General features: G+C 69.8%; 15 protein-coding genes. 10 read left to right on the top strand and 5 right to left on the bottom strand.

What is annotated here, in order from left to right:
* The first annotated feature begins 136 nt into the window (after positions 1-136).
* Positions 137-811, top strand: a complete 675-nt coding sequence (locus EP757_RS15620; RefSeq protein ID WP_127546757.1) for an SDR family NAD(P)-dependent oxidoreductase — start codon at positions 137-139, stop codon at positions 809-811.
* Between the two features lie 23 nt (positions 812-834).
* Here the strand turns inward: EP757_RS15620 and EP757_RS15615 are convergent, their stop codons facing one another.
* Positions 835-1,569, bottom strand: a complete 735-nt coding sequence (locus EP757_RS15615) for a thymidylate kinase (RefSeq protein WP_127546755.1) — start codon at positions 1,567-1,569, stop codon at positions 835-837.
* A gap of 133 nt (positions 1,570-1,702) precedes the next feature.
* Between EP757_RS15615 and EP757_RS15610 the strand changes: the two genes are divergently transcribed.
* The 7 genes from EP757_RS15610 to EP757_RS15585 all read left to right on the top strand — a co-directional run bounded on the left by EP757_RS15610 (position 1,703) and on the right by EP757_RS15585 (position 7,033).
* Positions 1,703-2,284, top strand: coding sequence for a nucleotidyltransferase (locus tag EP757_RS15610; RefSeq protein WP_127546753.1), 582 nt, complete (start codon positions 1,703-1,705; stop codon positions 2,282-2,284).
* Between the two features lies 1 nt (position 2,285).
* Positions 2,286-2,534, top strand: coding sequence for a hypothetical protein (locus EP757_RS15605; RefSeq protein WP_127546751.1), 249 nt, complete (start codon positions 2,286-2,288; stop codon positions 2,532-2,534).
* Positions 2,531-3,274, top strand: a complete 744-nt coding sequence (locus EP757_RS15600; RefSeq protein ID WP_127546749.1) for a metallophosphoesterase — start codon at positions 2,531-2,533, stop codon at positions 3,272-3,274. Before EP757_RS15605 ends, EP757_RS15600 begins: the two co-directional genes overlap by 4 nt.
* Before the next feature lie 46 nt (positions 3,275-3,320).
* Positions 3,321-3,467 (top strand): GPGG-motif small membrane protein, encoded by a 147-nt coding sequence (locus tag EP757_RS43250; RefSeq protein ID WP_174262397.1) that lies wholly within the window; start codon positions 3,321-3,323, stop codon positions 3,465-3,467.
* 200 nt (positions 3,468-3,667) lie between these two features.
* On the top strand, positions 3,668-4,618 hold the full coding sequence (locus EP757_RS15595; RefSeq protein WP_127546747.1) for an MHYT domain-containing protein: 951 nt from the start codon (positions 3,668-3,670) through the stop codon (positions 4,616-4,618).
* A 42-nt stretch (positions 4,619-4,660) separates the two neighbouring features.
* Entirely contained in the window at positions 4,661-5,380 is a 720-nt protein-coding gene (locus tag EP757_RS15590) for an HD domain-containing protein (RefSeq protein WP_127546745.1), read from the top strand.
* A 27-nt stretch (positions 5,381-5,407) separates the two neighbouring features.
* Complete coding sequence (locus tag EP757_RS15585) at positions 5,408-7,033, top strand: glycoside hydrolase family 13 protein (protein ID WP_127546743.1); 1,626 nt, start codon at positions 5,408-5,410, stop codon at positions 7,031-7,033.
* Here EP757_RS15585 and EP757_RS15580 read toward each other — a convergent pair.
* The gene (locus tag EP757_RS15580; RefSeq protein WP_127554260.1) at positions 6,941-8,407 is read right to left on the bottom strand and encodes an MFS transporter; all 1,467 of its coding nucleotides are present in this window, start codon (positions 8,405-8,407) and stop codon (positions 6,941-6,943) included. The two genes, EP757_RS15585 and EP757_RS15580, sit on opposite strands and share 93 nt — an antisense overlap.
* A 97-nt stretch (positions 8,408-8,504) precedes the next feature.
* Between EP757_RS15580 and EP757_RS42795 the strand changes: the two genes are divergently transcribed.
* Both EP757_RS42795 and EP757_RS15575 read left to right on the top strand, forming a co-directional pair.
* Positions 8,505-8,663, top strand: a complete 159-nt coding sequence (locus EP757_RS42795; protein ID WP_160165803.1) for a hypothetical protein — start codon at positions 8,505-8,507, stop codon at positions 8,661-8,663.
* 114 nt (positions 8,664-8,777) lie between these two features.
* On the top strand, positions 8,778-8,951 hold the full coding sequence (locus EP757_RS15575; protein ID WP_197725520.1) for a hypothetical protein: 174 nt from the start codon (positions 8,778-8,780) through the stop codon (positions 8,949-8,951).
* Positions 8,952-8,984: 33 nt separating this feature from the next.
* On the opposite strand, the gene EP757_RS15570 is transcribed toward EP757_RS15575, so the two are convergent.
* The 3 genes from EP757_RS15570 to xylB form a co-directional block, all read right to left on the bottom strand.
* Complete coding sequence (locus EP757_RS15570) at positions 8,985-10,442, bottom strand: RICIN domain-containing protein (protein ID WP_127546742.1); 1,458 nt, start codon at positions 10,440-10,442, stop codon at positions 8,985-8,987.
* A 2-nt stretch (positions 10,443-10,444) separates the two neighbouring features.
* Positions 10,445-11,881: a pectinesterase family protein gene (locus tag EP757_RS15565; protein ID WP_127546740.1), complete on the bottom strand. Its 1,437-nt coding sequence runs from the start codon at positions 11,879-11,881 to the stop codon at positions 10,445-10,447.
* Between the two features lie 129 nt (positions 11,882-12,010).
* Positions 12,011-13,411: a xylulokinase gene (gene xylB, locus EP757_RS15560; RefSeq protein WP_127546738.1), complete on the bottom strand. Its 1,401-nt coding sequence runs from the start codon at positions 13,409-13,411 to the stop codon at positions 12,011-12,013.
* Position 13,412 lies beyond the last annotated feature (1 nt).

Genomic DNA, 13,412 nt, shown 5'->3' with positions numbered 1-13,412 from the left:
ATGCGCCACGCCGCGCCGCAGTTCATCCCCCCGCACGGGTGACTCCGGGACGGTCCGGAACATTCCCAGGTCGAGGCCCTGCCGTGTCATCGAGTGAGCAAGAGCACAGACACGGCGGTGTGACAAGCTTCGCCGCATGACGGACATACGTACTGCTCTGGTGACCGGTGGGACAGGCGGGCTCGGCACCGCCACGGTGGCCGCGTTCCTCCAGGCGGGATGGCGCGTGGTCGCTCCGGTACGCCCCGGCACGGCCGGCCGGCTGCCCTCCGGCGCGATCCCGGTGGAAGCCGATCTGACCGATCCGGATCAGGTCGGAGCCGCTGTCGCCTCGGCCGGCTCGCTGCAGGCCGTGGTCAACCTCGCCGGTGGGTACGCCGGCAGCGGACTGATCGCGGACACCCCGCTGGCCGACTTCGAAGCGATGTTCGCCGCCAACCTGCGGCCGACGTACCTGGTCACCGCCGCCGCCCTGCCCGCCCTGGTGGCCTCCGGAGGCGGCTCGATCGTCTGCGTCTCCTCCCGCGCCGCCGTCTCACCGTTCCCCGGGGCGGCCGGCTACGTGGCTTCCAAGGCCGCGGTCCTGGCCTTCGCCGAAACGGTGGCCGTCGAGTACAAGAAGCAGGGCGTGCGCTGCAACACGGTCCTCCCCAGCGTCATCGACACCCCGGCGAACCGCGCCGCCCAGCCGACCGCCGACCCGAGCCGCTGGGTCACCCCGGAGGCGATCGCCGCGGTGATCCTGTTCCTGTCCTCGGACGCCTCGGCCCCGACGAGCGGCGCCCGGATCCCGGTCTACGGCCGGGCCTGACCCGTCCGGCCGGCGCCGGTGCCCTAGAGCGACTCCGCGAGCTGGAACCCGAGGACCGCGAAGGCGGCCAGGATCGGGGCCGCCGTCATCACCAGGGCCCGGGCGGCCAGGCGACGCCGCTGGGAGGGCACCGGAGCGGCCGGCCGGGGCGCCAGGCGGGAGCGGAGTTCGGCCAGCAGGGTGGCTGCCACCTCGTCCGGGGTGCCGTTCGCGTCGATCACCACGAAGGTGTCGTGTTCGGGGAGGGATCGGTAGGCGTCCGCGGCGGCCTGCAGGTAGTCCATCGACTCGTGGTCGTAGCCCCGGCGGTCGATGCGCTGCTGGGCGACGGCCGGGTCGACGGCGAGCAGGAACGTGACGTCGGGGGCGGGGAAGAGGCGGTAGGCAAAGCGGGCGCGGCGTTCGGCGGCCGGCTTGGCGCCGCGCGCCCGGAGGCTCGCGTACTGGCAGAACGCGTAGCGGTCCATCACCGAGATCTCCCGGGTGAACGCGCGGCGCAGCAGGGTTCGCAGGATGGCGAGCCAGCGCAGGACCGACTCGACACCGAGCATGGCGCGGCGGCCGATCAGGGCCTCGGCGTCCTCCTTGCCGAAGAATCCTGCCACCCGGCCGACCCAGTGCCGTCCGCCGGCGTTGCGCCGGTACGCCGCGGGGAACCCGGCGGCGCTCAACTCCTCGGCGAGCCGGTGCGCCTGGGTCGTCTTGCCGGAACCGTCGATGCCGACGAGAGCGACGGTGTGAACAGCCGGGGAATTCATACCAACCCACGGTAGCGCTGGTCTGCACGTTCCGTTCCGCACCCTTGAATGCCCTGGCCAGGCCAGAATGGGTTCAAGGTGGGGCGACTCCGGGTAGTCGTTCACGGACCGGACACGGGACCAGGAGGGTCGCATGCCACACCGTGTGGACGAAGGATTGGCCGTCACCTTGAAGCGCGTCGCGTCCACGCTCAAGAGCGCGGACATCCCGTTCGCGCTGGGCGGGAGTTTCGCTGTGTACGCCCGGGGCGGGTACTCCAGCGATCATGACGTTGACTTTCTGATCAGGGAGCAGGACAAGGACCGGGCCCTGCAGGAGCTGGCCGGAGTCGGATTCGAGACCGAACAGCCGCCGGAGGACTGGCTGGTCAAGGTCTACGACGAGGGCCGGATGGTTGACCTGATCTACCGGCCGGTGGAGTCGCCGGTGACCGACGAGACGCTGCACGACACCGATCAGATCTCGGTCGAGGCGATCTACATGCCGGTGCTCTCCGCCACTCAACTCATGATTCACAAGCTGCTCAGCTACAGCCAGCACTACTGCGACTTCGCCACCGGGCTGCCGGTGGCCCGGTCGCTGCGCGAGCAGATCGACTGGGACCGGGTCCGCCGGGAGACCGCCAAGTCGCCGTACGCGGACGCGTTCTTCGTGCTCCTCGACCGGCTCGACGTGGCGTCCGTCCCGACGCCCGACCTGAGGGTAGGGGGATGAGATGACCAACCAGATCGACCTGGAAGCCGAGATCCAGCGTCTGCTCACCGAGCATGACCGGATCGCCGAGCAGGGGATCACGGTTCAGCGCCGGGAGCACGCGATCGTGCTCGGCGGGGAAGTGGAGAGCGCGAAGCGCCGCGACGAGATCTGTCATCAGATCACCGAGCACTTCCCGGATATCGAGATCACCTGTGACATCGGCATCACCAGGGCACAGGCGCCCATCGAGGTGGAGGAGATTTCATGATCCGGATCGCCGCCGTGGGCGACGTCCACGTGGACAAGGACGTCCTGGGCCGCTACCGGCCCGCACTCGAGGAACTGCCCGGCCGGGCCGACGCGCTGCTGATCGCCGGTGACCTCACCCGGCACGGCACCGTCGAGGAGGCCCGCTGTTTCGCGCAGGAGTTCGGCGGGCTCGCGGTCCCGGTCGTCGTGGTGCTCGGCAACCACGACCATCAGAGCGACCTGCAGGATGAGGTCACCGGGGTGCTGACCGCGTCCGGGATCACGGTCCTCGAGTGCTCGGCGACCGTACTGGAGATCAATGGTCATCGGCTCGGCATCGCCGGGGCGAAAGGTTTCGGCGGAGGCTTCGCCGGCGCCTGCGCCAGCAACTTCGGCGAGCGCGAGATGAAGGACTTCGTCGGCACCACCGAGGACATCGCGAAGCGTCTCGGCGAGGCGCTGCGGTCGGTGGAGTGCGACGCGCTGGTGGCGCTCACCCACTACGCGCCGGTGCCGGAGACCCTGGTCGGCGAGCCGCTGGAGATCTATCCGTTCCTCGGCTGCTACCAGCTCGGCAACGCCGTCGACTCGGCACCGACCGCGCTGGCCCTGCACGGGCACGCGCACCACGGCTCGGAGCGTGGCCGCACACCCGGTGGCGTGCCGGTCCGCAACGTGGCGCACCCGGTGATCAAGCAGGCGTACAACGTGTACCAACTGCTGTCCGAATCGGTCGACACCGAACTGCAACACGTCTGATCGATCACAGGTTTTCGATTTCCACGGTTCGGGTAACCGAGATGACATGTCACTACTGCTTTGGATTCTCGCCGTTATCCTCGTGGTCGCCGGCATCCTCGCGCTGTTCCGGCGGCAGATCCTCTGGGGCGTCGTCCTCATCATCGTCGGCCTGCTGGTCGGCCCGGGTGGCGTCAGCATCTTCAATGTATGACGCCTGAGCTGCTCCACTGAGTCCATTGCGCACCGGGGTTGCCGCCGCTTCGCCCGTCTCGGACATGATCCGATTCGGACGGGGCGACGGTGATCCCGGTTTGTCTCTTTGGTTAGTCGACGCACATGACGTGCGATGCACGAGAGCCGATTTCTGACTGAATCCCCGCGGACGATCGACGACTTCCCGCGAGGTATCCCGTGGCTCACGTGCATCACTTCACCTATGGGGCGTTCAATCCGATAGCCGCCTATCTACTGGCGTTCCTCGGTTCGTTCCTCGGACTGCTCTGCACCGGCCGGGCGCGTGACGCGCACAGCCGGGGCCGGCGTAACCGCTGGCTGGTGATCGCCGCCTTCGCCATCGGCGGCGGTGGAATCTGGCTGATGCACTTCTCCGCGATGCTCGGCTTCGACGTGCCGGACAGCCCGGTCCGCTACGACCTCACGCTGACCCTGGCCAGCCTCGCGTTCTCGGTGGTCACGGTCGGCATCGGACTGCTGGTGGTCGGGCACGGCAGGCGCAGCACCGGCCGGATCCTGATCGCCGGCGTGCTGACCGGCAGCGGCGTGATCGCCATGCACTACACCGGTATGGAGGGCATGCGGATCGCCGCCACCATCCACTACCACCCCGGACTGGTCGTCGCTTCGGCAGCGATCGCGCTGGCGGCCAGCACGGTGGCACTCTGGTTCGCAGTCTCGGTACGCGGCTGGCTGAACATCACCGGCGCGGCGGCGGTGATGGCCGTGGCGGTCTGCGGCATGCACTACACCGGGATGGCCGCCATGTCGGTCGAGCTGGATCCGTCCGGCATCGCGCCCGGCGGCATCCGGCCGCTCACCATGCTCGTCCCGATCACCGTGATCACCGCGGCCACCATCGTCGGCGTGGCGCTGAGCGCGCTACAGGCGATGACCGAGGAGGAGTTCACCGACGGCGCCGGCACACCGAAGCGCGGCGTGCACGCGGAGAACCCGCAGCCGTGGGCGCTGAAGACCCCGACGATGGGTGCGGTCCGGCTCACCCCGGCCGCGCGTGCGGTGGTCTCCGGCCGGACCGCGGCGGCAGCCCGCCCCTCCCCCGGGCCTCGTCCGTCGCCGCGTCCCGCACCCACGCCGGTGGCACCACCGGCCACGCCGGGAAGCTGACGAAACCCCACGAGCCGCCTTGATCGGGTATATCTGATCGGCATGGCACCACGGATGCTGCTCTCGATGCCACTGCACGCGATCACGGAGGTGTACGGCGAACCCGGACTGCGCGATCGCTTCGCCCTCGAACTGGAGTCCTTCCCCGACGCCGACCGCAAGCAGCTGACCGAGGCCCTGGACCTGGCCGCCACTCTGCACGCCGACGACCGGCGGGTCCGTGAGCCGTACATGAACCACCTGCTCCGGGTCGCCATCCGGATCATCAAGTATTACGGCGTACGGGACACCGACGTCCTGGTCGCGGCGCTGCTGCACGACGCGGTCGAGGATCATCCGGCGGAGCTGGGCGGCTGCACGGAGGGCACGTCGTACGCGGTGGCGACCGAGGCCGCGCTGGCCGAGCTGGCGAGACGCTTCAACCCGCGCGTGGCCGAGCTGGTCCGCTCGGTCACCAACCCGGAGTACGACCCGGCGCGCGACCGGCACGAGCAGTACCGGGAGCACGTCGCGGAGAACCTGGAACGGGATCCGTGGGCCCGGGTGATCAAGATCTCGGACTTCACCGACAACGGGGTCGGCGTCATCCACACGACCCTGGAGAAGGCGTTCAAGTCGGCGACGAAGTACCGCCCTCTCGTCCCCAAGCTGCGCGAACTCGTCGGCAGGCCGGACACTCCGCTCTCCACGAGCGCGAAGGAGCACATCCTCGATCAGCTCGACCTGGCCGAGGAGCGATTCGCCGCCATTCTGGACGCCTGAGCGGGACCGCGGCCTAACCTAGGGCGCATGCCCTCCACAGAAACCTGGTGGCGTGACGCCGTCATCTACCAGATCTACCCACGCTCGTTCGCCGACGCCGACGGCGACGGCATGGGCGACCTGCCCGGGATCACCGCGCGCCTGCCCGAGCTCCGCCGGCTCGGTGTCGACGCGGTGTGGCTCTCGCCGTTCTACCCGAGCCCGCAGCACGACGCCGGTTACGACGTGGCCGACTACCGGGGCGTCGACCCGCGGTTCGGCTCGCTCGGCGACGCGGACAAGCTCATCACCACCGCACACGAGCTCGGTCTCAAGATCATCGTGGATCTGGTGCCGAACCACACCTCCAGCGACCATGTCTGGTTCCAGGCCGCCCTGCGCGCCGAGCCGGGCAGCCCGGAGCGGGCCCGCTACATCTTCCGGGACGGCCGGGGCACGGACGGCAGCGAGCCGCCGAACTCCTGGCAGAGCGTCTTCGGCGGCTCGGCCTGGGAGCGGCTGCCCGACGGCCAGTGGTACCTGCACCTGTTCGACGTGTCCCAGCCCGACCTGAACTGGGACCACCCCGAGGTCCGCGCCGAGTTCCTCGACATTCTGCGGTTCTGGCTGGACCGCGGCGTCGACGGGTTCCGGGTGGACGTGGCGCACGGCCTGATCAAGGACGCCGAGCTGACCGACTGGACCAGCCCGGCCACCGTGCTCGGCGGTCTCGAGCCGGCCGGCCCGCCGCCGCCCATGTGGGACCAGGAGGGCGTGCACGAGATCTACCGCCAGTGGCGTGCCGTCCTGGACGAATACCCGGGCGGCCGGATCCTGGTGGCCGAGGCCTGGGTGCAGCCCGAGGAGCGACTCGCGCGGTACGTCCGCCCCGACGAGATGCACCAGGCGTTCAACTTCCCGTACCTGGAAGCGCCGTGGAAGCCGGCCGAGCTGCGCGCGGTGATCGACTCCTCGCTGGCGGCGAACGCGACGGTCGGCGCGACCACGACCTGGGTGCTGTCGAACCACGACGTGGTGCGGCACGCGTCCCGCCTCGGTTTCCCGGTCGGCGAGCCTCGCAAGCCGGGTATCGGCGCCGACGACCCGCAGCCGGACACCGCTCTCGGCCTGCGCCGGGCCCGCGCCGCGACGCTGCTGATGCTGGGCCTGCCCGGCTCGGCCTACCTCTACCAGGGCGAGGAGCTCGGCCTCCCGGAGCACACCACGCTTCCGGACGAGGTCCGCGAGGATCCGGCCTGGGAGCGGTCCGGTCACGCGGAGAAGGGCCGGGACGGCTGCCGGGTGCCGATCCCGTGGGAGGCGGACGCCCCGTCGTACGGGTTCGGCCCGGCCGACGCGAGCTGGCTGCCGCAGCCGGCGGTCTGGGCGGAGTACGCGCTGGATCGTCAGCTGGACGTGCCCGGTTCGACGTACGAGCTGTACCGCTCGGCGCTCGCCACCCGGCGCGAGCACGGTCTCGGCTCCGGGTCGCTGGAGTGGGCCGGCACCGGGACGACGACGCTTGCCTTCCGCAACGGCGACCTGCTCGTGGTCACCAACTTCGGCGAGGAGCCGGTGGAGCTACCGCCCGGCGCCCGGGTCCTGCTGTCCAGCGAGCCCTTGGACGCCGACGGCCGGGTCCCTCTCGACGTCACCGTCTGGGCTGCCGTCTGACTCAGCGGCAGCAGCCAGCAGGGCGTCGTGCGTCTCGGCCATGTCCGAGGCCACCGTCCTGCTGGCCAGCCAGTACATGATGCCGGTCGGGATGAAGAAGAACTGGAAAGCGGCCAGCCCGACCGCGTAGTTCAGCGGCGGCGGGAACGCGCCGGCCAGCCCGCGGAACGCGACGCCGACCAGCGCGTTGCCACCGGCCCGGCCGACGCCGTTGACCAGGTTGCCGAGGCTGTAGACGGTCCCGCGGTGCTGCGGCGGGTTCACGTCGGCGATCATCGCGAACCAGTTGGGCGAGTTCGCCGACGTCAGCATCAGCGCGAAGACCGCGATGGCGAGACAGGCCGCGACGGTCGGCTCGGTCAGCACGTTCGCCAGCACCTCGCGGATCAGCGTCCCGGTGCCGGCGCCGTCGGTAACCGTGATCTCCATCGGCACGAAGAACAGCACCACGTAGAACGGCACGGCGGCGAGGACGCCGACGGCCGCGACGAGGGCACGACCCCGGGGGGTACGCCGCTGCAGCCGATCGCCGGCCAGCCCGCCGAGGATGGACAGCGCCGCCCCCAACTGGAAGATCGTCGCGAAGATGCTGCCGACCAGCACCGCCGTGCCGGTCGAGTAGCCCTGGTCCTCGGCCCGGGCACGGAACAGGATCGGCAGCCAGACCAGCGATCCGAAGGCGATCTGCGCGGTGCCGCCCTGCAGGATCAGCCAGATGTTGGTCCGCCTCTTCAGGATGAGCGGCAGGTCCTCGTGGTGGATCCGCTCCTCGTAGTCCACCCCGGCCAGCTCCGGCTGGCTGTCGCCGCGCGGCACGTTGTAGGTGAACAGGTACGCCACCGTGGCGATCACGCCGGCCGCCGCCGTGACCAGGAACGGCCGTCGCCAGTCGTCGTGGCCGAGGATGCCGCCGACGAGCGTGCCGGCCAGCGTGCCGACGCCCTGTGACAGGCCCCAGAAGCTCATCACCAGGCCCCGCCGGCGCGGTGAGATCAGGTCGCTGACCACAGCGAAGCTGACCGACGCCACCCCGCCGAGGCCGAACGCCGCGACCACCTGCGCGGTGAGGAACGACGGATAGCTGCCGGCCAGGCCGGACCAGGCCGTGCCGAGCACCCAGATCACGGTGCCGGCGATGAGCACCGGCTTGCGGTCGGTGCGGTCGCCGACGTACGCGAAACCGATCGCCGACACCGCACTGATCAGGAACATCGTGGTGGTGGCCAGCGCGATGTGCCCCTCGCTGACGCCGAGATCGCTGCCGATGCTGCCGTAGAGAGGCGGCACGATGCCGATGGCGACGTTGTCGAGGGCGGCCAGGATCACGAAGACCACCACGCTGTAGACGCGGTGCACGGTCCCGCCCTTGCCCATCACCCGGTAGAGGCTATCCGCAATGCCCGACTCCGGAACGTCGCGGACCGGGCTTCCCAGGATGTTGTTGATCGTTCGGGGCACGGTCAGGAGGGCTTTGCCTGGCGGACCAGGATCACGGTTCACCGTCGCCGGTCTGCTGCGCCGCCTCGGCCCGGACCGGATCGAGGTGCACGACCGCTTCACGCTGCGCTGGCTGGGCGCCGGGCCGGTGGAGCGCCGACGCGCTGAACGCCCGGTCGGCGGCGCATCGTGATCCTCGCGCTGGTCAGGCGCACCGGGTGACCCTGTTGCACTGCGGGCGGCTGTCCGCCGAGGCCACGTCCCGGGAGCGATCGGCCCGGCCGGTGCCGCCGCCGGCGGTGACCCGGTGGCGTTCGCTGCCGCCGTACGAGATCTGCTCGATCGCCCGGAACCGTCCCGCCGCGCCGCAGCCCGCGCCCAGGCCGAGCGTTTCCCCTGGTCCGCCTCGGTGACCGGCTTCCTGGCAGCCCACCACATCACCGCGACCCAGCGGGTCGGACAGGAAAGCGGCGCCGCCTGAGACAGACGGCGCCGCTTCTCCCTGATCCCCGGATCAGTTGCCGATGTTCGCCTGCGGGCCGGCGTACTTGGCGAGCAGCGCGGGGACGTCCGCTGCCGCGTCCACGGTGTAGGCGTAGTAGGCCTTCGGGTCGAAGGCGGAGCCGTTCGTCTGCTGCTTGCCGCTGGAGTTCTTGACGATGCTGCCGCTCTGCTTGAGCTGGGCGGCCGACGTGTCGTTGTAGTACGGGTTCGCGACGTTGTCGAAGTAGCTGTTCTCCAGAACCATCTTGGTGCTGCCGCGCGACAGGTTGCCGTACGAGGTGATGTTCTGCAGGTAGTTGTTGTAGAGGTGGGCCAGCGCCACGTTGTCGGTGCTCGGGTTCCGCTGGTTGGTGTTCTTGATCCAGTTGTGGTGGATCGTCATCCGCGCCGTCACGTTCTCGGTCCAGCCGATGCCGAACGCCTTGTTGCCGGTGTCGAGCACGTTCCAGGACACGGTGAGGTACGTGGTGTCCTTACGGCTGTCGATCATGCCGTCGTTCATCCGGGTGATCTTGTTGTGGTCGATCCAGATGTGGTCCGCGGTGTCCATCTGGATGCCGTCGTAGTCGTACGTCTTGTCATCCGGGTCGTCCTCGGTCATCTGGGTGTCCCGGATGGTGAGGTTGCGGATGATGACGTTCTTGACACCGGCGCCGAGGAAGAACCCGCCGCCGACGATCTCACCACTGGTGCCGGCGCCGACGATGGTCTTGTTCGACTTCACCTTCAGCTCGGTTCCCTTCGGCGTGATCGTGATGGCTTTCGCCACCTTGATCACGTAGGGCTCGGTGGCGGTGACGTACTTCGTCAGGTCCGCCAGCGTCGAGACGGTGACCGTCGTGCCCGCCGCGCCGCCGGTCGTGCCGCCTCCGGTCGACGCGAAGCCGTCCGGGGTGGCGGCCCAGGTGCGCCCGCTCGCGGTCGGCGCCGGCGTGGAGCCGGCGACCGGGGTGAACGCCCACTGCTTGTTCGAGTTGGCCGTGCAGGTCTCCTGGATGATCGACGCGCCGTTGGCGGTCGACGCGCCCTGGTCGGAGATGCAGAGGCCGCTGTTCACGTTGACGATCTGGTACGTGTCGGTGCCGGACGCCACCAGCTTCCACTGCTGGTTCGTCTGCGAGCCGACGCAACCCCACTGCTGCAGCTGCTGACCGGAGGTCGTCGAGCTGGACGGCACGTCGATGCAGCGGCCACTGTTGACGTTCTTGATCAGGAAGTTCGACCCGGACGCCACCAGGGTGAACTGCTGCCAGGCCGAGTTCGCCGTGCAACCCCACTGCTGGAGCAGGGCGCCGTTGTCCTTCGAGGCGGCCGGCACGTCGATGCACTTGCCGCTCTTCTTGACGATGAGCTGGTAGGTGGTGCCGGCGGCCGGTGCGGCCGCCGCGTTCGAGGGGAGCACCGACCAGCCGACGATGGCGGTCGGCACGGCCAGGACGGCCGCCGCGAGGATGATGCGCTTCTTCATGATCAACCCACCGGGTTCCAGTTGTCCGAGCCTGCGAGGTACTTCTGCGGGGTGTGATTCGCGGCCGTCGAGGCGCTCATCTGCGGGCGATTGCTGTTCGTGGTCGCGCCGCTGCCGGTGTTCGCGTACTCGAAGAACCGCGCGTTCTGCCAGGTGTTGCCGGACATGTCGGTCCACGGCTGGGCGGTCTTGATGGTGGCGCTGAGGCTGGTCTCCCGGAACAGCACCTGCGCGTCCGGGCCCCACGGGCGGCCGAGCTGCGTGGTGTTGTTCGTCGCGCCGGTCACCGTGCTCTTGTAGATGAGGAAGCCGTACGCGTTGGCCGGGTCGGTCCGGGCCGCCGTGATCGGTCCGCCGGTGCTGCGCTTCTGGTAGATCTTGGCGTTGTTGAAGACCGCGGTGCCGCCGCCGAAGATGAAGTCGACGGTGCCTTCGACGTACGAGTTCTTGATGTACGACCGGCCGCTGTTGACCAGCAGCGTGTCCTGCGCGCCGAGGAACCGGACGTTGTCGAAGACGAGCTTGTCGGCGTTGAGGTTCGCGGCCACGGCCTGGCTGCCCTCGCCGTAGTCGTTGGAGATCGTCAGGTTCGCCGCGTTCGTCTCCTTGCCGTTGGCGAAGAAGGTCGCGCTGCCGGACGTGCCGTACCCGCCCGCGCTGCTGCGGTTGTTGACGATCACCACGTCGTCGGCCGAGTCGCCGCCGCCCTTGAGCGTGATGAACGGCTTGTTCGACGGGACCGTCACGATCTCCCGGTACGTGCCGGGCTTGATGGTGATCGTCTGCCGGCTGGTGTTGTTCGCGGCGACGGCGTCGATGGCGGCCTGGACCGTCTTGTACTTGCCGGTGCCGTCGGCGGCCACCGTGAACGTGCCGGTCGTCGGAGCCGTCGTCGCCGCGCCGCCGACCAGGTTGAACGCCCACTGCTTGTTCGAGTTGGCGGTGCAGGTCTCCTGGATGATCGACGCGCCGGACGCGGTCGAGGCGCCCTGGTCGGACATGCACAGGCCGCTGTTCACGTTGATGACCTGATAGGTGCCGGTGCCGCTGGCGGCCACCCGCCACTGCTGGTTGGTCTGCGCCGAGGCACAGCCCCACTGCTGCAGGCGCTGACCCGAGGTGGTCGAGCCACCCGGCACGTCGACGCACTTGCCGCTGTCGACGTTCTGGATCAGGAGATTGCCGCCCGCCGCCACCAGCTTGAACTGCTGCCAGCCGGCGCCGGTGGTGCAACCCCACTGCTGGAGCAGGGCGGCGTTGTCCTTCGAGGCGCCCGGTACGTCCAGGCACATGCTGCTCTTCTTGACGACCAGCTGGTACGTGTTGCCGGCCGCCGGCGCTGTCGCGGCGCTCGACGGCAACATCGACCAGCCGACCAGGCCGGCCGGCACGACGAGCGCGGCCACGGCGCCGATCAGCGTCCGCTTGCGAAATGCCACTGCGGATCCTTCCTACGTACGGGGGATGCCGGCCCGGGGATGGCCGGTGGTTCCGCGTAGGTAGATGCCGCAGCGAGGAGGGGACAACAAGTTTTCGGCCGGCTCTTTTCCAGAGCCGGCCGAAGGACTTCAGCGGGTGCGGTCGATGACCGCGTTCTGCGCCGCCGCGTACTGCTCGCGGATCAGCGGGACCGGGTCGGCCTCGTAGATCTCGGGAGCCGCCGCCGACCAGGCCGGCGGGGTGTCGCCACCCAGCGCGACCCAGGCCGCCTGACGGGCCGCGCCGTCCGCGACGTACTCGCCGGGCGGCGGGACCAGGACCGGCTTGCCGAACAGCGCGGGCGCGATGCGACGGACCGCCTCGCTGCGTGCCCCGCCGCCGACCAGCACGATCCGGTTGGCAGCGGCGCCCTGCGCGACGAGCGCGTCCAGTCCGTCGGCGAGAGCACAGAGCATGCCCTCGACGGCGGCCCGCGCCAGGTGCGCCGGGTCGGACGTCTTGAGCGTGAGCCCGTGGATCGCGCCGGTGGCGTCCGGCCGGTTCGGCGTCCGTTCCCCTTCCAGGTACGGCACCAGCACCAGGCCGTCGGCGCCCGCCGGGACGGACAGCGCGAGCCGGGACAGCTCGTCGTGATCGACGCCGAGCAGCTTCGCCGCCGCGTCGAGCACCCGGGCCGCGTTGAGCGTCACCACGATCGGCAGGAACCGCCCGGTGGTGTCGGCGAAACCGGCCACCGTGCCGCTCGGGTCGATCGGCGCGACGTCCGACGACACGAAGACCGTGCCGGACGTGCCGATCGAGACGATCACGTCGCCGGGCAGCGCGCCGGTGCCGAGAGCGGCCGCCGCGTTGTCACCGGCGCCGGGACCGAGCGGCGCGCCGTTCGGCAGGTGACCGGCGATCCCGGTGGGCCCGAGGACCTCGGGGACCTTGATCCGGCGTCCGAATCCGAGTTCCAGCAGGTCGTAGCGGTACTCGTTGGTCTTGGCGGACCAGTAGAGGGTGCCGCTGGCGTCGCTGCGGTCGGTCCGCAGATCGTCCAGCGACGTCGACCCGGACAGTTTCCAGGTCAGCCAGTCGTGCGGCAGGCAGACGGCCGCCACCCGAGCAGCGTTGTCCGGCTCGTTACGGGCCAGCCAGCGCAGCTTCGTGAGGGTGAAGCTGGCGACCGGCACGATGCCGACCGCCTCGGCCCACTTCTCGCCACCGCCGAGCTCCGCGATCAGGTCGGCAGCCGCGCCGGCACTGCGTGTGTCGTTCCACAGCAGCGCCGGGCGGACCACTTCACCGTTCTCGTCGAGCACGACCATGCCGTGCTGCTGCCCGGCGACCGAGGCCGCGGCGACGTCGTCGAGACCGCCGGCCTCCTCGATCGCCTGCTGCAGCGCGGTCCACCAGGCGTCCGGATGCACCTCGGTGCCCTCCGGGTGGCTCGCCCGGCCCTGCCGGACCAGCGCGCCGGTCTCGGCGTCACGGATCACGACCTTGCAGGACTGGGTCGAGCTGTCGATCCCGGCCACCAATGCCATT

The sequence above is a fragment of the Actinoplanes sp. OR16 genome, from assembly GCF_004001265.1.
Lineage (GTDB): Bacteria > Actinomycetota > Actinomycetes > Mycobacteriales > Micromonosporaceae > Actinoplanes.
Note: the sequence above shows the minus strand (reverse complement) of the source record. Positions and strands in the feature narration are given on the sequence as shown.